The organism is Bradyrhizobium sp. HKCCYLS3077, assembly GCF_051167555.1.
GTDB lineage: Bacteria > Pseudomonadota > Alphaproteobacteria > Rhizobiales > Xanthobacteraceae > Bradyrhizobium.
This window is the reverse complement of sequence record NZ_JBNPTH010000006.1, coordinates 23,490-43,534: the sequence shown is the minus strand read 5'-3', so window position 1 is coordinate 43,534 and position 20,045 is coordinate 23,490. Positions and strand designations below refer to the sequence as shown.

Here is a 20,045-nt window from a genome sequence, read left to right as displayed (position 1 = left end):
TGACGAAGAATTTCAGCGTTGATCCGCCTTAACCGCTTGCTAATCTGCGGCGCCGGGGCCGCGATCCCCCCTTAGTGAGACAGAAATGCCAATGCAGGCCCTCTTTATCGGACAGACCTACATCGACGTGACGTTCATTACCGACCACATGCCGACGGGAGACGAGAAGCACGTCGCCTCCGACTACGCGGTCTCGTTCGGCGGCAATGCGGTCACTGCGGCATTTTGCTGCGCCAAACTCGGCATTGTGCCGGACCTCATCGCCACCATCGCGAATGACTGGCTGGGGCGGATGTTCCAGGACATGACCGCGAAATACGGCATCTCCGTACATCCACGGAAAGTGAACGCCTCCTCGCTGTCCTTCATCATGCCCAAGGACGGCAAGCGCGCCATCGTGCGCTGCCGCGACGATGCCCACATCCATCCGTTCCCGCTGCTCAATCTCGGCAATTGCCGGGCGCTGCATGTCGATGGCCACCAGCCTGATGCGGCGCTGCACTATGCCAAGCTTTGTCGCGAGGCCGGCATCCTGACCTCGCTCGACGGCGGCGGCCTGCGCACCAATACGCATGAGCTGTTGGAATACATCGACGTCGCCATCGTCGCCGAGCGGCTGTGCGAGCAGATGGATCTCACGCCGGAGAAGATGCTCGACTACCTCAAGGGCCGCGGCTGCCGCATCGGCGGCGTGACCCAGGGCGAGAAGGGCCTGCTGTGGTACGACGAGGTCGGCGCGGTGCATACGTTGCCCGCCTATCCGATCCCGCGCGAGCGCGTCATCGACACCAACGGCGCCGGCGACGTGTTCCATGGCGCCTATGTGTACTCGTATCTCGCCAACCCCGCAAAGAGCTGGAAGGAGCATTTCGAGTTTGCCCGCGCGGCCTCGACGTTCAAGATCCAGAAGCTCGGCAACGAGGCCGGCCTGCCGACGCTCGCCGACATCGAGCTGGTGAAGCAGGAATTCGAAGCCCGCGTCTAGCGGCTGTCGGGGAGAGAGCGGATGGGGCGGGTCGTCGTTGCCGGCAGCATCAACATGGATGTCGTGGCGACGGCTGAGCGTCATCCGCGCGTCGGCGAAACCGTCGCGGGCCAGTCGGTGATGTACTTCCCCGGCGGCAAGGGTGCCAACCAGGCGGTGTCAGCGGCCAAGCTCGGCGCGCCGACCGTGATGATCGGCCGGCTTGGCCGTGATGCGTTCGGCGAGCAGTTGCGGGCGTTTCTCGCCGATCAAGGCATTGATCTCGCGGCGGTGAGAGACTCGGCAAGCGCCTCGACGGGCACGGCGATCATCACGCTGGCGAATGCAGACAACATGATCGTGGTGATCCCCGGCGCCAATGCCGAGGTGAGCAGCGATGATGCGGCGCGGATCGCGTTGACGGCTGGCGACGTGGCGGTCAGCCAGTTCGAGATCCCGCAAGCGACCATCGCCGCGTTCTTCCAGCGCGCGAAGGCCGCCGGTGCGACGACGATCCTGAACCCTGCTCCTGCTTCCACCTTCGCTCAAGGACTGTTCGCGCTGGTCGACGTCCTCGTCCTCAACGAGACCGAACTGGGCTTCTTGTCCGGCGTCGAACTCGGCGACACGCCGACGCCGCAGCAAGTTGTCGAGACCGTCGGGAGGCTCCATCCGCGCGCGGACCAGACCATCTGCGTCACCCTCGGCGCCCGCGGCGCGATCGCCGTTCGTGGCGGCGACGCGAAGCTGGTCGAGGGCCGCATGGTGAAGGCCGTCGACACCACCGGCGCCGGCGACTGCTTCGTCGGCGCATTGGCGGCGCGGCTGTCGCAAGGCGCGGGGATCGCGGACGCGATCGCCTATGCCAATGTCGCCGCCTCGATCTCCGTGCAGTGGATGGGCGCCGGCCCGTCGATGCCGACGGCAGAGGAGGTGCGCGCGGCTCTCTAGGCGAGAGCGCTCTTCAGGTCGAAGCTCGGATCAGCCGCCTTGGCCGCGTCGATCGTGCCGCCCGCAGCCAACAGCTTGCGGCCGAACATGTGATCGCCGGCGCGATTGACGGACTCGATGCCGACCAGCCGGCCTTCCTTGTAGCAGAATGCGGAGAATGCCTTTTGCGCCGGGTCCCCGCGCAGCACGACCTGGTCATAGCCCGTGGTGAGCCCCGCGATCTGCAGCTTGTCATTGGCCTGGTCGCTCCAGAACCACGGCTGCCCGTCATACGGCTTGACGTCGCCGGTCAACCGCGCGGCGACGCAGCGGGCGTGATCGGTGGCGTTCTGCACCGACTCCAGCCGCAGCGTTCCGCCGAAGCGCGGGCTTTTGAACAGCGCGCAGTCGCCGATCGCCGAGATGTGCGGATCGCTGGTCAGCAGGTACTCGTCGACCACGATGCCCGAGGCGACCTGCAATCCCGCCTCCGCCGCGAGCTCGACATTCGGCAGCACGCCGACGCCGACCACCACGAGGTCCGCCGGGATGTGCCGGCCGTCGCTGAGGCTGACGCCCGTCACCTTGGTGCCGTCGGCCTCGATGCTGGTGGACTGCACACCCAGATGGATGCGCACGCCGGCCTCGGCATGCTGCTTCTGGAAGTAGTCGGAGATTTCCGCCGTGACGGCCCGCGCCATCACGCGCGCGCCAAGCTCGAGCACGTCGACCTCGAGGCCCTTGATGCGCGCGGTGGCCGCGAATTCGAGGCCGATGAAGCCGGCGCCGATGACGACGACCCGCTTGGCATCGCCGAGCAGGCTCCTCAGCGCTTCGCTGTCGTCGAGGATGCGCAGGTAGCGGACCGCCGGAAGGCTGGCATTGGGGATATCGAGCAGCCGGTTGCGCGCGCCGGTCGCGAATACGAGGTGGCCGTAGTCGAGCGTCTTGCCCGAGGCAAGCAGCACCTTGCGCTGCTCGCGCTGGACCGCGACGGCCCGATCATAGACGAGGTCGACGGTCTGGTCGGCATAAAACTTCTGCGGGCGAAACATCAGCGTCTCGGGGCCGCCGGTGCCCTTGAGATACGCCTTCGACAGCGGCGGACGCTGATACGGCAGATGCGGCTCGTCGTTGATCAGATGGATGGGATCGGCAAAGCCTGCCTGACGCAGCGAGGTCGCGAGCTGGAAGCCCGCATGCCCCGCGCCCACGATCACCACCGGTCCCTTCGTCACAGCACCCTGCCCCATTCGATCCATATCCCGTGTTTGCAAGCCTTGCCTGCTGCGGGTTTACCTCCCGTCGCGCCAGCGGAACCGCCTTGTCGCAGACTTCCCCGGCATTGTCACCGGGCCGCTGTGCGCCTTAAATGCGGCAACGACGATACGAGGGAGGACTGAATGTCGGACGCAGCCGCGGAACCCGCTCGCCTGAGCATTGACGGCCCAATCGCCACGATCACGCTCGACCGCCCGGCGGCGTTCAACGCCATCAACCTCGCCATCGCCAAGCGCCTGGAGCGTCTCGCTGCGCAGGTCGAGGCCGATCCGAGCATCCGGGTGCTGGTGATCAAGGGCGAGGGCCGCGCCTTCTGCGCCGGCGGCGACCTGCAGACGATCGGCGCCGCGGCCGAGGCCGATACCATCACGCCCGTCGTGGGCGAGCTGCTGCATCACTACCACGCCTTCATCGCGAGCCTGCGGCGCATGCCCAAGATCGTGCTCGCGAGCGTGCACGGCTCCGCGGCCGGTGCAGGGATGTCGCTCGCCTTCGCCGCCGACCTCTGCATCGCCGCGGAGGAGGCGCGCTTCACGCCCGCCTATGCCAAGCTTGGCGTCTCGCCCGATGGCGGCGGCACGGTTGGCGTCGTCGCCACCGCAGGCGTCCGGCGCGCGCTGCAGATATTCCTGGCCGAGGACAGCTTTACGGCCGCGCAAGCCTATGAATGGGGCTTGGTCGCGAAAGTCGTCCCCGTCTCCGAACTCACTGCCGCCACGGATGCGCTCGCGCAGCGGCTGGCGCAGAATACAGCGGCGGGAATCGCGGCGACCAAGGCGCTGATCCACCGGGCGCCGACCAGCTCGGTCGAGGACCAACTCGCCGCCGAGCGCGACGCGATCGTCAACTGCATGCATACCGACGAATTCCGCGCGGCCGTGAAGCGGTTCACCAGCAAGGGAAAGTAGGACTGCGCTCAACTTTTCCCTTTCCTGCGCATGAAATCGAAATCGCAGCCGTCATCGGCCTGCAGGATCGTTTCATGAAACAGATGCGCGTAGCCGCGCTCGGCCCAGTCAGGCGTTGCCGCGGGCTTCAGCTCAGCGCGTCGCCGCTGAAGTTCTGTGTCGTCGACCAGCAGATCAATGCTGCGCTTGGCGACATCGAGGCGGATCCTGTCGCCGGTCCGCACCAGCGCCAGCGGGCCGCCGACGGCCGATTCCGGCGTGATGTGCAGCACGATGGTGCCGAACGCCGTGCCGCTCATCCGCGCATCCGAAATCCGCACCATGTCCTTGGTGCCGCCGCGCGCCAGCTTCTTGGGGATCGGCAGATAACCCGCTTCCGGCATCCCGGGCGCGCCTTTAGGTCCTGCATTCCGCAGCACGAGCACGTCATCGGCCGAGACATCGAGGTCGGGATCATCGACCCGCAACGTCATGTCCTCAACCGACTCGAACACGACCGCGCGGCCGGTATGCTGGAGCAGCTTCGGGCTTGCGGCCGAATGCTTGATGACGGCGCCACGCGGCGCGAGGTTGCCCCTGAGCACGGCAAGGCCGCCTTCCGGCTTGATCGCGTCGGCGCGCGAGCGGACCACGTCCTGCCCAGGCACGTCCTCGGCGGCAGCAACGATCTCGCGCAGCGACTGGCCGGTGATCGAGCGGCAGTCGAGATCGATGAGATCGCCGAGCTGCTTCATCAGCTTTGGCACGCCGCCAGCGTGGTGGAAGTGCTCCATGTAGTGATCGCCGGACGGCTTGAGATCGACCAGCACCGGCACCTCGCGACCAATCCTGTCGAAGGCGTCGAGATCAATCTTGTGCGGCGTGCGACCCGCGATCGCGGTGAGATGCACGAGCCCGTTGGTCGAGCCGCCGATCGCCTGCATCACCACCTGCGCGTTCTTGAAGGCGGCCGGCGTCAGCAACTCGCTCGGCTTCGGCCCCTTGGCCTTGGCCATTTCCGCCGCAACCCGGCCGCTGGCCTCAGCCGAGCGGAAACGCTCGGCATGCGGTGCCGGTATTGTCGCGCTCATCGGCAGGGACAGGCCGAGCGCCTCGGTGATGCAGGCCATGGTCGAGGCCGTGCCCATCACCATGCAGGTGCCGACCGACGGCGCGAGCCGGCCGTTGACCGCCTCGATCTCGCTGTCGTCCATCTCGCCGGCGCGGTACTTCGCCCACAAGCGGCGACAATCGGTGCAGGCACCGAGCACCTCGCCCTTATGATGACCGACGACCATCGGCCCCACAGGAATGACCACCGTCGGCAGATCGGCCGACACCGCGGCCATGATCTGCGCCGGCAACGTCTTGTCGCAGCCGCCGATGACGACCACGGCATCCATCGGCTGCGCGCGGATCATCTCCTCGGTTTCCATCGCCATCAGGTTGCGCAGGTACATCGAGGTCGGATGCGCAAAGCTCTCGGCGATCGAGATCGTCGGAAACACGAACGGCATCGCGCCCGACAGCATGACGCCGCGCTTCACCGCCTCCAGGATCTGCGGCACGTTGCCGTGGCAGGGATTGTAGTCGCTGTAGGTGTTGGTGATGCCGACGATCGGACGATCGAGCGCGTCGTCGGAATAACCGGCGGCCTTGATGAAGGCCTTGCGCAGGAACAGCGAGAAGCCGGCATCGCCGTAAGCGGTCAATCCCTTGCGCAAGCCATCGGTCATGGTCTTCTCTTTCGTTGTCTACGTCATTCCGGGGCGCGCGAAGCGCGAACCCGGAATCCAGAAATTAGTTTGTACTCTCACTGCGAGATTCCGGGTTCGCGCCCTGCGGACGCGCCCCGGAATGACGATGTCTTATTAACCCCAGTCGATGATCCGGCTGGTGTCGGCGTCGAACTCCGTGGTGCAGAACGCGCCGCCCTGGAAATAGTCCCCGATCGGATCGGCGGGTAGCTTGGCCTGCTCGGCCATGGCGTGCTCGCGGAAATCCTCGGCGCGGCCGGTCGGGCGGTAGCCGAGATCATAGGCGCGCTGGTTGTCCCACCAGGCGCGCTCGTTGAGCGACGCGCCGTACAGCACCTCGAAGTGGATGTCCGGATGTTCGAGACCGATGCGGCAGAGCTGGACGAGATCCTCGGGCTTCAGCCAGATCGACAGCCGTCGCTTGTCGAGCGGCCTCTCGCCGAAATTGCCGATGCGCAGGCACGTCACCTTCAGCCCATGCTTGTCGGCATAGAGCGAGCCCACCGCCTCGCCGAACACCTTGCTGACGCCGTAACGGCCATCAGGGCGCGGCTGCACATCATTGTCGATCTTGCGGTGGCGCGGATAGAAACCGACCGCGTGGTTCGACGAGGCGAACACCACCCGCTTCACACCCTTGCGGCGTGCCGCCTCGAACAAATTATAGCCGCCGATGATGTTGGCCTGCAGGATGTCGTTCCAGGGGCCCTCGACCGAATAGCCGCCGAAATGGATGATGCCGTCGACGCCTTCGCACAGCGCCTCGACTTGGGCGAGGTCGGCAAGATCGGCCGCCTTGAAGGTCTCCTGGCTGGAGAGATCGGCCGGCGGTTTGAGGTCGCTGAGCAGAAGGTCCGGATAGATCGGCGGCAGCAGCTTCCGCAAAGACGTGCCGATTCCACCGCTCGCACCGGTCATCAAGATACGTGGCATTTCATCCCTCGTGTTGGATCCGCAGGTTTGCGGTCGTGACAAGCCGATGATAGCAGAGATCGCCAGGGCACAATAACGGGACCAGCCAAATGTCCGACGGAAACGCTCACACGCAGGGCTGGCGCCCTGCCACTTTCTATCCCGATCCCGCGATCCAGGCGCTCGACCCGCGCTTCGAGAAATACTGGCTCAAGCTGTCGGCCGTGGAACGTCTCGCCACGGGCCTGCGCTGGGCCGAGGGACCGGTGTGGTTCGGCGACGGGCGCTATCTCTTGTGCAGCGACATTCCCAACCAGCGCATCCTCAAATGGGAAGAAGAGACCGGCGCGGTGTCGGTGTTCCGCAAGCCGTCCAATTTCGCCAATGGCAACACCAGGGATCGGCACGGCCGGCTCGTCACCTGCGAGCATGGCGGCCGCCGCGTGACGCGGACCGAATACGACGGCTCCATCACCGTGCTGATGGACTCGTTCGACGGCAAGCGGCTGAACTCGCCGAACGACGTCGTGGTCAAGTCCGACGGCTCGATCTGGTTCACCGATCCGACCTTCGGGCTGCTCGGCAATTACGAGGGCTACAAGGCCGAGCCGGAGATCGACACCCACGTGTACCGGATCGACGGCGCGACCGGCCAGGCGAGCATCGTCGCTGAGGGCGTGCTGGGGCCGAACGGGCTGTGCTTCTCGCCCGATGAATCCATCCTCTACATCGTCGAGTCCCGCGGGCAACCGACGCGCAAGATCCTGGCCTATGACGTCTCGGCCGACGGGACAAAGTTGGCCAACAAGCGCGCCCACATCGATGCCGGGCCGGGCACGCCGGACGGCATGCGCTGCGACGTCGACGGCAATCTCTGGTGCGGCTGGGGCATGGGCAGCCCTGAGCTCGACGGCGTCATGGTGTTCGCGCCGGACGGCGCGCCGATCGGACGCGTCGCCCTGCCCGAGCGCTGCGCCAATGTCTGCTTCGGCGGCCTCAAGCGCAACCGCCTGTTCATGGCCGCCAGCCAGTCGATCTACGCGCTCTACGTGAATACGCAGGGCGCGCTGGGCGGGTGATGGATCGTAATTGCGAGGAGCCCCCGGGTCTCGCCTCTGGCGAGCCCGAGGACATGCTCCACGACGAAGCAATCCAGACTTCCTTCCTGGCCCTGGATTGCTTCGCTGCGCTCGCAATGACGGAGACCGATCAAGCCGCGTTGTAGCCCGCGACGGCCTTGACCTCGAGGTACTCCTCGAGACCGAACCGGCCCCACTCGCGGCCGTTGCCGGACTGCTTGTAGCCGCCGAACGGCGCGGTGCGGTCGTTCGGGACGCCCTGCAGGTTGACGTTGCCGGCGCGGATCTTGCGGCCGACCTCGCGGGCCTTCTCGATGGTCGGCGCCGTGACGTAGCCGGCGAGACCATAGGGCGTGTCGTTGGCGATCTTGACCGCCTCGTTCTCGTCCTGCGCGCCGATGATGACGAGCACCGGCCCAAAGATCTCCTCGCGCGAGATGGTCATCTCGGGCTTGACGTCGGCGAAGATCGTCGGGCGGACGTAGAAGCCCTTGTTGACGCCCTCGGGCAGGCCCGGACCGCCGGCGACGAGGGTCGCGCCCTCCTCGATGCCCTTGTTGATCAGCGCCTGGATCTTGTCCCACTGGCCGCGATTGACCACCGGTCCGATCGTGGTGCCCTCGCCGCGGGGATCGCCGGCCTTGGTCTTGTCGGCGACGCCCTTGGCGATCGCAGCCACTTCCTTCATCCGCGCAGCCGGCACGATCATGCGCGACGGCGCGTTGCAGGACTGGCCGGAATTGTTGAACATGTGCATGACGCCGCCGATGACCGCCTTGGTCAGGTCGGAGCCTTCGAGGATCACGTTCGGCGACTTGCCGCCGAGCTCCTGGCTGACGCGCTTGACGGTCGGCGCGGCGCGCTTGGCGACGTCGATGCCGGCGCGGGTCGAGCCGGTAAACGAGATCATGTCGATGTCCGGATGCTCGCTCATGGCGGCACCGACCTCCGGCCCGAGGCCGTTGATCAGGTTGAACACGCCCTTCGGAACGCCGGCTTCATGCAGGATCTCGGCGAAGATCAGCGCCGAGGTCGGGGTGAACTCCGACGGCTTCAGGATCATGGTGCAGCCCGCCGCCAGCGCCGGCGCGACCTTGCAGGCGATCTGGTTCAGCGGCCAATTCCACGGCGTGATCATGCCGACGACGCCGACCGGCTCGCGCACCACCACTGACGACGGCAAGGTCTCCTCAAACTCGTACTTCTTGAGCACGTCGAGCGTCGACATCAGATGGCCGAGGCCGGCGCCGGCCTGCAGCTTCTCCGCCATCGGCAGCGGCGCGCCCATCTCGTCGGAGACGGCGGCGCCGATCTCCTTCATGCGGCCCTTGTAGATCGCGATGATCCTCTCGAGCAGTGCGACGCGCTCCTCGCGGCTCGTCTGGGAAAAGGTCTCGAAGGCGCGCTTGGCGGCGGCGACGGCCTTGTCGACATCGGCCTTGGAGCCCAGCGCAACCTCGTACATCGCCTCTTCGGTCGCGGGATTGACGACCGGGGTGGATTTCTTGACGACCGGATCGACCCAGGCGCCGTCGATGTAGAATTGCAGGCGATTGACCATCGGAAAACCTCTTCAGGTGGAAGCATATGGGGGAGCGGCTGCGCGCGGACCGGCATCCTGGCACGCGCGATCCGCGGGATGAACCCGCCACATGCGGGGACCGGGGTTGCGTCCCGCGGATATAGGATCAAGGCCGCGACCGGCGCAAGCCGAGCGGCCTGCGTTTCGTCGCCGCTCTATTTTGCGCCGCAGCAAACAGCGGTCTTCTCCGATCCGGCGGACCATCGCGTCATTCCGGAGCGCAGAATTCATCTCCCGTAAATTTTCTGCCCAAATGTGAACTGCTTCACAGCGCGCGCCAATCGCACTCGCTAACTTGTCCTCCATAGACATCGCGGCATCTCGAAAGGATGCCGACATCATTTCAGAAGCTGATATTTTCGCCTGTCCTTATTGCGTGGCCTTTCAGTACGTAGACATTTGATCCAAGTTGCGACGCCGTCTCCCGCACCCCAGGTGAGGGAGGCGGCGTCCTCGTTTTTTGGCCACCCTCACACCGCCATCTTGCGATGCCTGACCGGCGCGCCGGTCAGGCTCTCGGCGGCGTCGATGATCGCGTTCGCGTCCATGCCGTTGTGGCGATAGAGATCGTCGATCGTGCCGGTCTGGCCGAACTTCTCGACACCCAGCGCCTCGACGCGATGGCCGCGCACCGAGCCGAGCCAGCCGAGCGTCGCCGGATGACCGTCAATAACGGTGACGATGCCGCAATCGCGCGGCAGCGGGGCAAGCAACTGCTCGATATGGCTGAGATGCTGCACGCCGCGGCGATGCCGCCGCAGGCTGCGCGCGGCGGTCCAGCCGGCATGCAGGCGGTCCGCCGAGGTGATCGCCAGCAGGCCGACGTCGCGGCGGGATTCGCCGATCAGCCCGGTGGCCTCGATCGCTTCCGGCGCGACCGTCCCGGTATAGGCAATGATCACCTCCGCGTTCGGCCCCGGCTTGCGCAGCCAATAGGCGCCGGCGGCGATATCGGCTTCCAGCTCCGGCGTCATGATCCGCTGCGGCTGGTCGACCGGGCGCGTCGACAGCCGAAGGTAGACCGAGCCGCCCTCGCCCGGCGCGGCCTGCATGTGGGCAAAGCCCCACTTCATGATCGCGGCGAGCTCGTCGACGAAGGCCGGCTCGAACGACGACAGGCCATCCTGCGCCATGCCGATCAGCGGCGTCGCGATCGACTGGTGCGCGCCGCCCTCCGGCGCGAGCGTGACGCCCGACGGCGTCGCCACGACCATGAAACGCGCGTCCTGATAGCAGGCGTAATTCAGCGCATCGAGGCCGCGCTCGATGAAGGGATCGTACAAGGTCACGATCGGCAGCAGCCGCGCGCCGTTGATCGAATGCGACAGGCCGAGCGCCGAGGCCATGATGAACAGGTTCATCTCGGCGATGCCGAGCTCGATGTGCTGGCCCTTCGGCGACGCCGCCCAGTTGAAGGTCGAGGGGATCTTCTCGCTGCGGAACAGATCGGCCTTCTCGGCATGCGCGAACAGGCCGCGGCGGTTGACCCAGGCGCCGAGATTGGTCGAGACGGTCACGTCCGGCGACGACGTCACGATCCGCGAGGCCATCGCGCTGTCGCTGCGGGCGAGGTCGTTGAGGATCAGGCCAAAGCCCTGCTGCGTCGACATCTGCGCCGCCGCCGTGAAGGTCAGCCGCTCCGGCACGTCGAAGACGGCATCGTCCAGCCGGCGGCCATCGCGGTTGAACGGCACCGACTTGAGGAACGCCTCCAGCGTGGCGGCATCCTGCGTCAGGCCCTCGAACTTGTCCCACTCATGGCCCGGGCGGATGTTCTGCTGCGCACGCCAGGTCTCCATCTGCGCGACCGTCATCAGGCCGGCGTGGTTGTCCTTGTGGCCCTGGAACGGCAGGCCGACGCCCTTGATGGTGTAGGCGATGAAGCAGACCGGGCGGTCGTGGTCGATGGACTCGAACGCCTCCAGCATGCTCGCCATGTCGTGGCCGCCGAGATTGGACATCAGCGCCAGCAGCTCGTCGTCGCTGCGCTTGTCCAGCAGCCGCGTCACGTCGCCCTGGTCGCCGATCTCGTCCTGGATGTGCTTGCGGAAGGCAGCCCCACCCTGGAAGCACAGCGCCGCGTACAGCGCATTGGGGCAGTTGTCGATCCAGCGGCGCAGCGCCTCGCCGCCGGCCTCGGCGAACGCCTCGCGCATCAGCCGGCCGTATTTCACGATCACCACGTCCCAGCCGAAATTGCGGAACATGGTCTCGAACTTCTCCCAGAGACCCTCGCGCACCACGGCATCGAGGCTCTGGCGGTTGTAGTCGACAATCCACCAGGTGTTGCGCAGGCCGTGCTTCCAGCCCTCGGCCAGGGCCTCGAAGATGTTGCCCTCATCCATCTCGGCGTCGCCGACCAGCGCGATCATGCGGCCCTCGCGGCGGTCCTTCATCCAGCCATGCGCCTTGACGTAGTCCTGCACCAGCGAGGAGAACAGCGTCTGCGCCACGCCGAGGCCGACCGAGCCGGTGGAGAAGTCGACGTCGTCGACATCCTTGGTGCGCGATGGATAGGACTGCGCGCCCTTGAAGCCGCGGAAATTCTCCAGCTTCTCCTTCGTCTGGCGGCCGAACAGATATTGAATGGCGTGGAAGACGGGACTCGCATGCGGCTTGACCGCGACGCGGTCCTCGGGACGCAGCACCGAGAAGTACAGCGCCGACATGATGGTCGCGAGCGAGGCCGAGGACGCCTGGTGGCCGCCGACCTTGAGGCCATCGACGTTCGGCCGGATGTGGTTGGCGTGATGAATGGTCCAGGACGACAGCCACAGCGCCTTGCGGGTCAGCGCGTTCAGGATGGCGAGACGGTCTGACGATGCGGATGGCGTTGATGCGGATGGCGTCAATGCGGATGGCTTGGCCATGGCGCGCGGCTCCCAGGGGCGTTCGGTGGATTCGTTGACTTTAATCCCGCGGGAGCGGCCATAATTCTCAAATTTTCGCGCACGGCGGGTCATTATTGGGATAATTTCCTACCATATCGACCATTTCCGGTACCCTATCCCAATGCCCGACCTCGACGCCATCGACCGCAAGATCCTCGGCCACCTCCAGGCCGACGGCCGCATCACCATGCAGGAGCTCGCCGACAAGGTTGGCCTGTCGGTCTCGCCCTGCCACCGCCGCGTCAAGCTCTTGGAGGAGCGCGGCGTCATCACCCGCTATCTCGCCACCGTCGACCAGAAGGCGCTGGGGCTTCACGTTTCGGTCTTCATCTCGATCAAGCTGGCGCGTCAGAAGGAGGAGGATCTCAAGCGCTTCGAGAAGGCGATCTCGGCCTGGCCCGAAGTGCTGGAGTGCTATCTGATGACCGGCAACCGCGACTACCTGCTGCGCGTGGTCGCGGCCGATCTGTCGTCGTATGAGGCGTTCCTGAAGACCAAGCTGACACGGCTCGACGGCATAGCGTCGATCGAGTCGAGCTTCGCGCTGAGCCAGGTGAAGTACTCGATCGCATTGCCGGTGTGAGCCAAGCCGCCTCCCCGCCCACCGCCGTCGTCCCGGCGAACGCCGGGACCCATACTCCGTGGCGGTTGTGAGGCGGGAAAAGGCCAATGGCCATCCAGCCACGAACTCCTCCCTGGGGGTATGGGTCCCGGATCGGCGCCCGACAACGCTGCGCGTTGCCGGGCTTGTCCGGGACGACAGCGGAGCTGGCTGAGGCGCCTGGACTCCCTCGTGCGATGTGTCTTGCCCCGCATAAAGGTATGCGCGCATGTGCTCATCTCTCTCCTCCGTCATTCCGGGGCGCGCGGAGCGCGAGCCCGGAATCCATAACCACGATCGGGAGTATGGATTCCGGGCCCGCGCCGCTGCGCGTCGCGTCCCGGAATGACGACCTTTGTCGTGTCGATGGAATTGCCACAAGCATCTGAAGCGCCACACGAGCGCAGGATTCATCCGCATCATCACCACATGCGTTCGCCGTCCCGCGACGCACTTCGCCCGGGTCATGCTGATCATCGCCCTTTTGTCAGTGAAGGGCGCAGGGAAGGCCGGGCGCTGGCCGCGCCCGTGGCCCGCCTGCGGAAAAATATGCAGGCGGTGGGTACCACAGGTCTGGCCGAGAACGCCCGGCCCTCCCTGCGCGATGGTTTGAACGGCTGCTTCGCATTCTCCCCGGTGCGCCGGGCTTTCTGGCCACCGTTGCCCGTGCGGCGCGTGAGCGCCGGCACAAGCGTGACACCAGCATCGGGGTGTCAGGACCGTGCGACTTGACCGTGCGTGCATCCTTGTTCGTCGGCGCGAATGATCACGCTGCAACGACACACGCCCACCGCATTCCGCTGCCGACGTCCGTGACGACCGCGATACGTCCCCTCCGACGCAACGGAACGATCAAATCATAATGCTGATTTTACGAAGTCGACAAGCGGTTTATTTTTGCAGCCAGGGCTGGACAGGTTTTGCAGCGGGCAACTGATTTGCCCGTCGAGCAGTCACATCGTCACATCTCCCGACAGTCAGCCTCGGCGATCGCTGTTCCGAATGAAGACGCCGGCTGACGTTCCCATGATCCCGTGTGCGGCGCCGCCCTCGAAGCCTCTCCTCATGGTGAGGAGCGCCGCGCCAAGCAAGTCAATGCGAACTACGAGCGTCCCTCGCGGCGCGTCTCGAACCATGAGGCCCCAGCGAGGCCTCGCCCTTCGAGACGACCGCCTTGAGGCGGTCTCCTCAGGGTGAGGAGTGGCGGTCATGACGTGCGATAGAGCGAGATGCCCCCATCAGCGCACTCCGAATGAGGGTCAAGATCGAACTCGATCGGGCCCATGATCTGTCACACTGAAGGCCGTCATTGATCCAGATCAAACGCCTCGCAAAAACCTCTCCAGATCCCGATCAAATCCTTGATGTTCCTCGGTTTGATCCAGATCAAACGGCCGCAACCCAACCGCAGCATGGCCCAGGGACGTCCATATTGGCCGTCAAAAAGCGCCACATCTCGCCGTCAGATTCTGCAGCACAGCATGCGCTGAGACACGAACTGACAGGAATTGTCGGACTAACAAGTCCAGCTCCTGGGATCGTGACGTCGGCGCGATCGTGCAGAACAACGCGTCCTGGAAAGCAATGCCAAACAACAGCGCCCAACGTTCGCCCCGGTACGATTTCGGTTCGCAGTATGGAGACGCCCCGCCGCTCGCCCATGTGGCCGTCAAGGTGGCCCCCGCGAAGTATCAACCGGCGGCGCAGCCGGGCAGCCGCAGCACGGGGCGCGCCGAGCGGCGGTTCTGGCTGACGATGCAGACGGTCATGCTGGTCGTCGGTGTTCTCCTGGTGAACCTGCTGCTGTTCTTTCCGCCGCTCGGCATCGCGCTGATGTGGAATCTTCTGATCCCGGTCGCGCCGGCGCTGGTGACGATCTCGCCGGGCCTGTGGCGCAACATCTGCCCGATGGCGACGTTTCATCTGCTGCCCAACAAGATGGGCATCTCGCAGAATATCCGCATGCCCGAATGGGGCGCAGCGACGCTTGCGGTGGTGAGCGTGACGCTGCTGTTCATCGTCGTGCCGATGCGGCGCATCGGCCTGAATGTCGATGGCCCGCTGACCGCGCTGATGCTGCTGTCGGCCGCGTTCATGGCGTTCGCGATGGGCTCGGTGTTCGAGATGCGCTCGGGCTGGTGCACGTCGCTGTGCCCGATCCATCCCGTCGAGCGCCTCTATGGCACTAATCCGGCCCTCACCTTCAAGAACGCCCGCTGCAATATCTGCGAAGCCTGCAGCAATCCCTGCCCCGACTCCACGCCCGAGCTGACGCCGACCGCGGGCGTGCCGACGAAAGTCCAGCAGTTCCTCGGCAACTTCCTGATCGGCAGCTTCCCCGGCTTCGTCTGGGGCTGGTTCCAGGTGCCGGACTATCCACCACAGCAGGTCGGACAGGCCGAGATCATCTCGGCCTATGCGTGGCCGTTCGTCGCTGCGATCATCAGCTACATCATCTTCAAGATCGGTGAGCACGTCTTGCGCTACAAGCCCGCGTCGCGGACGCGGATGCACCGCATCTTCGCAGCCACCGCGATCAGCACCTATTATTGGTATCGCCTACCCGGTCCGGCCTCCTTGCTGCCGGACTGGTTTCCGCTGGTCTCGCATCTCGTCACGACGCCGTTCTTCTTCTGGTTCCTGGTGCTGCGGAATCCGAAGGTAAGCTGGCTGAAGCGGCCGGTGATGGCGTCGAACTACTGGTCGAGCCGGTTCGAGAGCACAGCCAACAAGAACCTGATCCGCGTCTCGCCCGGCAAGGCCTGATCCCGCGGCGTCACGACAGCCCACACCGTCAATAGCGTATCGAGCGAGGAGTTGATCATGTCGAACTTCAGGACCGTCACCGTCAAAGGCCGCCAGTTCCGCCTTCGCGCGGGTGACGTGCTGCTCGACGGCGCGCTCGCCAACGGCGTCGAGATTCCGTTCGACTGCCGCGCGGGCACCTGCGGCACCTGCATGGTTCACGTCGCCAAGGGACAGACGGTGTGCGGCGAGACGCATACACAAGGGATGATCTATGCGTGCCAGGCGCGCGTCGTCTCCGACCTCGACGTCGAGGTGGAGGACGTGCCGGAGATCGACATCAGCAAGGCGCGGCTGGTGGGCCTGCGCGAGGTCGCGCCCGATATCATGGAGCTGATGATCGCGCCGGAGAAGAGCATCAGCTACCTGCCGGGCCAGTACTTCAAGTTCACCTTCGCCGGCTATCCGGCGCGCGCCTACAGCCCTACCGCGTCGTTCGACGGCCGCATCGGCGGCCGCGTCATCCATCTCAACATCAAGAAGGTACGCGGCGGCCGCGTCACGCAGGCGCTCGGCAACGGCATTCGCCCCGGGCATCGGCTGCGCATCCAGGGGCCGTATGGTCATGCGTTCCTGCGGCCGGGCGGCACCGGGCGCCTGGTGCTCGCCGGCAGCGGCACCGGCTTCGCGCCGATCTGGGCGATCGCGGCGATGGCGCTGCGCGAGAACCGCAGCCGCCCCATGGTGATCATCGCCGGCGCCAAGAAGCTGCCGCAGCTCTACATGACGCCGATCCTGGCGCAGCTCGCGCGGCTGCCGAACGTCACGGTGATCCCGACCGTGGAGGAAGGTCCCATCAATCACCCCTCGATCCGCACCGGACGCATCGAGCCGGCGATGCCGACGCTGACGGCCTCCGACGTGGTCTATGCCTGCGGCTCGCCGCGCATGGTCACCGCGCTTGCCGGCATGGTGGAGAAGGCTGGCGCGACGTTCTATGCCGATCCGTTCGAGTCCGCTCCGCACGAGGCGCCGTCCGGCATCCTCGGCCGCATCAAGACACTGGTCGCGCGGCGTCCCGCCGAGCCGGAGCCGAGCCGCGACAGCGGCAAGGGCCACGATGCCTCGCTCGATCCGTTCGCCCGGGCGCTGTCGCTGGTGCCGAAGGACCCGATCGAGGACGACATGGTCCTGCCCCGTGTTGCCGAGCCCCGCCGCAGCACGGCCGCCGAACGCGACCACGCGCTGTCGCTGGTCCGCGAGCGCGCGCTGGGCGAGCAGGTCTCCGAGCGCCCCCGCCGCGCCGCGGGGCAGATGGCGTCGGGGCATGCGTAAGGCGGCGTATCGGCATTGCTAGTTCGACAACGATTTTGAAAGCGAGGCGACGTCGCAGTTGGGCCCCTGTCTCTCCACATCGTCATGGCCGGGCCTGTCCCGGCCATCCACGTCCTACGGTGTGCTCGGAACGACGTGGATGCCCGGGACAAGCCCGGGCATGACGGAGTAACCCAACTTACAGCATCGCTCGTCGCGACAGCTCAGGATTTCCATATGCGGCAGCCCTGCATGTGTCAGGGGGGCAGCAGCGGCAACTCCAAACCCGCTGTCACTCCGGGGCGCTCGCAAGAGCGAGCGAGCCCGGAGTCCATAACCACGAGCGGACGTGACAGGCCACGTTTGTCGCCCGAATCGCCTTACTCACGAGCGCTGCTGCGTATGGATTCCGCGCGCGCTGTCGCGCGCCCCGCAATGACGACCAGTTCTGGAAGGCTGCGCGCCGATCAGCGCGCACTAAGTGAGGCTGCGTCTGTAAATGCCGATGTGAAAACACAATGGCTCATGTTCATCGCTTCTCGGCGGACCGGCAGTCCCTCGCCGCGCGCTACTTGGCGAGAGCGTCCCGCCTGGAGAAATCACGATCGGCATGGCGAATTTGGATCAGAGCCTTGTTTCCTGCAGTCGCAGCGTGATTGGTCTATGATGCGGATCGATTAGCAGCATGCTTCTTCGGCACTTGCCATCCGTTCAGCAAGCAATGTAGCTTTTCGGACTACGTGTAAAAGGACGATTTCTGATGAGACGTTGGACTGTTGCCCTCTCGTTTTGGCTGCTTGCGTTCATACCAATTCTGTCCACAAAGTCGGTTGCAACCGAAATTGTTACTCCTAAAGGCAGTCGCATCGGAATCGAACTTCCGGCCGGCTTCGCTGCTTCGTCCAGCTTCACCGGTTTCGTCGCTCCCGCCCAAAAGGCATCGATTGTCATGACGGAGATGCCAGCCGGTGGACTTGAGCAGATCCGCCGCGGCCTATCGTCCGGCGCGATGGCCCAACACGGCATGCGCCTGCTGGCAACTGAGCAAATCGACAAGTTTCCTTACGACCACCTGATGGCACGAGCAGAGCAGCCTGTCGGCAGCGAGGTTTATGACAAATGGCTGCTCTTCTTCGACGCCAAGGATTTTGTCGGATCAGTCACTGTTACGGTCGCCAAATCACCCGCCGCCGGTCTGACGGACGCTGCCATCCGCACCGCCTTGGCGAGTGTGCGCATCGCCACTGCGGCTTCGGTCGATCCGATCGCGGCGCTGCCGTTTTCGGTTCAACCGACATCGCGCTTCAAATATCGCTTACCAGTCAGCGGACGATCCTTGATGCTCAAAGAGAGCCCGCCGCCTCCGAACGGACAGATCGACGATGCGGTCTTCATCACCACGTTGGCCGGCGACGCGCCGGTCGCCCCTGCAGATCAACGGCAATTTGGCGAGAATCAGTTTCTGACGTCTCGTGCAATTTCCGACAAGAGCATCTTGAGCGGAAAGCCCGTTGAGGTCGCAGGTGTCGCCGGATTCGAGTTCCTAGGGCGGGGTAAACAGTCCGGCGGCCAGCAGCGAAGCTACTTGATTGTTGTTCTCTATCCTGGCGGACGTCCGGTCGTGATGATGGGCTCCGCTCTTTCCGAGCGGTTTGACGCCATCGCGCCTGAGTTTCGTACCATGGTCGACAGCTTTCGAGCCAAGTTGTAACAACCGCGCGCAAATGACGAGTTGCCTGTCACTGCATGGGCCTCACTCATCATTGCTGCGGCGTATGGATTCCGGGCTCGCGCTGTCGCGCGCCCCGGAATGACACCGAGTTTGTGGAAGCCGCCGTACCTCAGATCAGCTTCCGCCGCGCGAGACTCCGCATCAGCGCACTCACGCCGAACGTCCAGGGCTCGCATTCGTCGCTGTTGCGCATGCGGTTGACGAGGCGGCCGAGCTGGGGCGCGGAGATGGTGACGATGTCGTCGCGCTTGTGCGTGAACCCCTGGCCCGGCGCGTCGCGGTCCTTCACGGGGGCGAACATCGTGCCGAGGAACAGCGCGAAACCGTCGGGATATTGATGCACGGCGCCGATGGTCTGCGCGACGAGATCGGTCGGATCGCGGCTGATCTTGCTGATCGAGGAATGGCCGTCGAGCACGAAGCCGTCGCTGCCGGTGACGTTGAGCGCGACGTCCATCTTGCGAACATCATCCAGCGTGAAGCTCTTGTCGAACAGGCGCAGCAACGGGCCGATGGCGCAGGAGGCATTGTTGTCCTTGGCCTTAGACAACAAGAGCGCCGAGCGGCCCTCGAAGTCGCGCAGATTGACGTCGTTGCCGAGCGTCGCGCCGACGATCGTACCGCGGCTCGACACCACCAGCACGACCTCCGGCTCCGGGTTGTTCCAGGTCGATTTCGGATGCAGGCCGGCGTCCATGCCGGTGCCGACCGACGACAGGGTCGGCGCCTTGGTGAACACCTCGGCGTCGGGGCCGATGCCGACCTCCAGATACTGGCTCCAGGCGTTCTGCTCGATCAGCACCTGCTTGAGATGCATCGCCTGCTCCGAGCCCGGCTTGAGCTTGGAGAAATCGTCGCCGACCAGGCGCACGACCTCTTTCCGGATCGCCTCGGCCGAGGCCGGATTGCCGCGCGCGCGCTCCTCGATCACGCGCTCCAGCATCGAGATCGCGAAGGTGACGCCGGCGGCCTTGAGCACCTGTAGATCGACCGGCGCGAGCAGCCACGGCTTGGCGGGATCGCGGCGATCCGGGGGCGTGTTGGCGAGAATGGCGGCGAGGTCGCCGATGCGCTCGCCCTTCATCGCATTCAGCGCCGCGGCGGGATCGTCGTGCTCGCAGAGCGCGGTGACGGTCGGGAAGGCCGAGGTGACGTCATAAACGCCATCGGCGCGCACAGCGACCACGGCCGGGCCGTCGGCCTCGGGGCGCCAGACCCGGCCGACCAGCGTGCCGCTGGCGCCGTCATCAGGCAATACGGTCTCGGGCGTCAGATCGATCATCGCGGCGTGCTCCCCATTGTTCTTGTTGCTCGGGAGCAGAGGTAGCATCGGCTGGAGCCAACTCCAAGCCACACGCTCGGTCATTCCG

General features: G+C 65.3%; 14 protein-coding genes. 8 read left to right on the top strand and 6 right to left on the bottom strand.

Annotation, left to right across the window (positions count from 1 at the left end; translation table 11 throughout):
• The first annotated feature begins 91 nt into the window (after positions 1-91).
• Both ACQR0Z_RS23690 and ACQR0Z_RS23685 read left to right on the top strand, forming a co-directional pair.
• Complete coding sequence (locus tag ACQR0Z_RS23690; protein WP_434920247.1) at positions 92-985, top strand: sugar kinase; 894 nt, start codon at positions 92-94, stop codon at positions 983-985.
• Positions 986-1,006: 21 nt separating this feature from the next.
• The gene (locus ACQR0Z_RS23685; RefSeq protein WP_434920246.1) at positions 1,007-1,915 is read left to right on the top strand and encodes a ribokinase; all 909 of its coding nucleotides are present in this window, start codon (positions 1,007-1,009) and stop codon (positions 1,913-1,915) included.
• Here ACQR0Z_RS23685 and ACQR0Z_RS23680 read toward each other — a convergent pair.
• Positions 1,912-3,147, bottom strand: coding sequence for an NAD(P)/FAD-dependent oxidoreductase (locus ACQR0Z_RS23680; protein ID WP_434920245.1), 1,236 nt, complete (start codon positions 3,145-3,147; stop codon positions 1,912-1,914). The two genes, ACQR0Z_RS23685 and ACQR0Z_RS23680, sit on opposite strands and share 4 nt — an antisense overlap.
• A gap of 150 nt (positions 3,148-3,297) precedes the next feature.
• Between ACQR0Z_RS23680 and ACQR0Z_RS23675 the strand changes: the two genes are divergently transcribed.
• A complete protein-coding gene (locus tag ACQR0Z_RS23675; protein WP_434920244.1) occupies positions 3,298-4,083 on the top strand; it encodes an enoyl-CoA hydratase/isomerase family protein in 786 nt (261 codons plus the stop codon).
• A gap of 8 nt (positions 4,084-4,091) precedes the next feature.
• On the opposite strand, the gene ACQR0Z_RS23670 is transcribed toward ACQR0Z_RS23675, so the two are convergent.
• On the bottom strand, positions 4,092-5,798 hold the full coding sequence (locus tag ACQR0Z_RS23670) for an IlvD/Edd family dehydratase (protein ID WP_434920243.1): 1,707 nt from the start codon (positions 5,796-5,798) through the stop codon (positions 4,092-4,094).
• 135 nt (positions 5,799-5,933) lie between these two features.
• Positions 5,934-6,752: an NAD-dependent epimerase/dehydratase family protein gene (locus ACQR0Z_RS23665; protein ID WP_434920242.1), complete on the bottom strand. Its 819-nt coding sequence runs from the start codon at positions 6,750-6,752 to the stop codon at positions 5,934-5,936.
• 89 nt (positions 6,753-6,841) lie between these two features.
• Here ACQR0Z_RS23665 and ACQR0Z_RS23660 point away from each other — a divergent pair, with 89 nt between their 5' ends.
• Positions 6,842-7,810, top strand: a complete 969-nt coding sequence (locus tag ACQR0Z_RS23660; RefSeq protein ID WP_434920241.1) for an SMP-30/gluconolactonase/LRE family protein — start codon at positions 6,842-6,844, stop codon at positions 7,808-7,810.
• 130 nt (positions 7,811-7,940) lie between these two features.
• On the opposite strand, the gene ACQR0Z_RS23655 is transcribed toward ACQR0Z_RS23660, so the two are convergent.
• Together ACQR0Z_RS23655 and ACQR0Z_RS23650 are read right to left on the bottom strand one after the other, a co-directional pair.
• Positions 7,941-9,371, bottom strand: a complete 1,431-nt coding sequence (locus ACQR0Z_RS23655) for an aldehyde dehydrogenase family protein (RefSeq protein ID WP_434920240.1) — start codon at positions 9,369-9,371, stop codon at positions 7,941-7,943.
• 491 nt (positions 9,372-9,862) lie between these two features.
• On the bottom strand, positions 9,863-12,262 hold the full coding sequence (locus tag ACQR0Z_RS23650; RefSeq protein WP_434920239.1) for a transketolase: 2,400 nt from the start codon (positions 12,260-12,262) through the stop codon (positions 9,863-9,865).
• Between the two features lie 142 nt (positions 12,263-12,404).
• Between ACQR0Z_RS23650 and ACQR0Z_RS23645 the strand changes: the two genes are divergently transcribed.
• The 4 genes from ACQR0Z_RS23645 (at position 12,405) to ACQR0Z_RS23630 (ending at position 18,654) form a co-directional block, all read left to right on the top strand.
• Positions 12,405-12,866 (top strand): Lrp/AsnC family transcriptional regulator, encoded by a 462-nt coding sequence (locus ACQR0Z_RS23645; RefSeq protein ID WP_006613390.1) that lies wholly within the window; start codon positions 12,405-12,407, stop codon positions 12,864-12,866.
• 1,602 nt (positions 12,867-14,468) lie between these two features.
• Positions 14,469-15,650: a ferredoxin gene (locus ACQR0Z_RS23640; RefSeq protein ID WP_434920238.1), complete on the top strand. Its 1,182-nt coding sequence runs from the start codon at positions 14,469-14,471 to the stop codon at positions 15,648-15,650.
• A 57-nt stretch (positions 15,651-15,707) separates the two neighbouring features.
• Positions 15,708-16,964, top strand: coding sequence for a 2Fe-2S iron-sulfur cluster-binding protein (locus ACQR0Z_RS23635; RefSeq protein ID WP_434862090.1), 1,257 nt, complete (start codon positions 15,708-15,710; stop codon positions 16,962-16,964).
• Between the two features lie 739 nt (positions 16,965-17,703).
• Complete coding sequence (locus tag ACQR0Z_RS23630) at positions 17,704-18,654, top strand: hypothetical protein (RefSeq protein WP_434920237.1); 951 nt, start codon at positions 17,704-17,706, stop codon at positions 18,652-18,654.
• A 130-nt stretch (positions 18,655-18,784) separates the two neighbouring features.
• Here ACQR0Z_RS23630 and ACQR0Z_RS23625 read toward each other — a convergent pair whose 3' ends face one another.
• Positions 18,785-19,957 (bottom strand): fumarylacetoacetate hydrolase family protein, encoded by a 1,173-nt coding sequence (locus tag ACQR0Z_RS23625; protein WP_434920236.1) that lies wholly within the window; start codon positions 19,955-19,957, stop codon positions 18,785-18,787.
• Positions 19,958-20,045 lie beyond the last annotated feature (88 nt).

Bases quoted from the DNA above. Each gene is read 5' to 3' on its own strand.
- ACQR0Z_RS23690 (WP_434920247.1), top strand. From the start codon at position 92: ATGCAGGCCCTCTTTATCGGACAGACCTACATCGACGTGACGTTCATT.
- ACQR0Z_RS23685 (WP_434920246.1), top strand. From the start codon at position 1,007: ATGGGGCGGGTCGTCGTTGCCGGCAGCATCAACATGGATGTCGTGGCG.
- ACQR0Z_RS23680 (WP_434920245.1), bottom strand. From the start codon at position 3,147: ATGGGGCAGGGTGCTGTGACGAAGGGACCGGTGGTGATCGTGGGCGCG.
- ACQR0Z_RS23675 (WP_434920244.1), top strand. From the start codon at position 3,298: ATGTCGGACGCAGCCGCGGAACCCGCTCGCCTGAGCATTGACGGCCCA.
- ACQR0Z_RS23670 (WP_434920243.1), bottom strand. From the start codon at position 5,798: ATGACCGATGGCTTGCGCAAGGGATTGACCGCTTACGGCGATGCCGGC.
- ACQR0Z_RS23665 (WP_434920242.1), bottom strand. From the start codon at position 6,752: ATGCCACGTATCTTGATGACCGGTGCGAGCGGTGGAATCGGCACGTCT.
- ACQR0Z_RS23660 (WP_434920241.1), top strand. From the start codon at position 6,842: ATGTCCGACGGAAACGCTCACACGCAGGGCTGGCGCCCTGCCACTTTC.
- ACQR0Z_RS23655 (WP_434920240.1), bottom strand. From the start codon at position 9,371: ATGGTCAATCGCCTGCAATTCTACATCGACGGCGCCTGGGTCGATCCG.
- ACQR0Z_RS23650 (WP_434920239.1), bottom strand. From the start codon at position 12,262: ATGGCCAAGCCATCCGCATTGACGCCATCCGCATCAACGCCATCCGCA.
- ACQR0Z_RS23645 (WP_006613390.1), top strand. From the start codon at position 12,405: ATGCCCGACCTCGACGCCATCGACCGCAAGATCCTCGGCCACCTCCAG.
- ACQR0Z_RS23640 (WP_434920238.1), top strand. From the start codon at position 14,469: ATGCCAAACAACAGCGCCCAACGTTCGCCCCGGTACGATTTCGGTTCG.
- ACQR0Z_RS23635 (WP_434862090.1), top strand. From the start codon at position 15,708: ATGTCGAACTTCAGGACCGTCACCGTCAAAGGCCGCCAGTTCCGCCTT.
- ACQR0Z_RS23630 (WP_434920237.1), top strand. From the start codon at position 17,704: ATGAGACGTTGGACTGTTGCCCTCTCGTTTTGGCTGCTTGCGTTCATA.
- ACQR0Z_RS23625 (WP_434920236.1), bottom strand. From the start codon at position 19,957: ATGATCGATCTGACGCCCGAGACCGTATTGCCTGATGACGGCGCCAGC.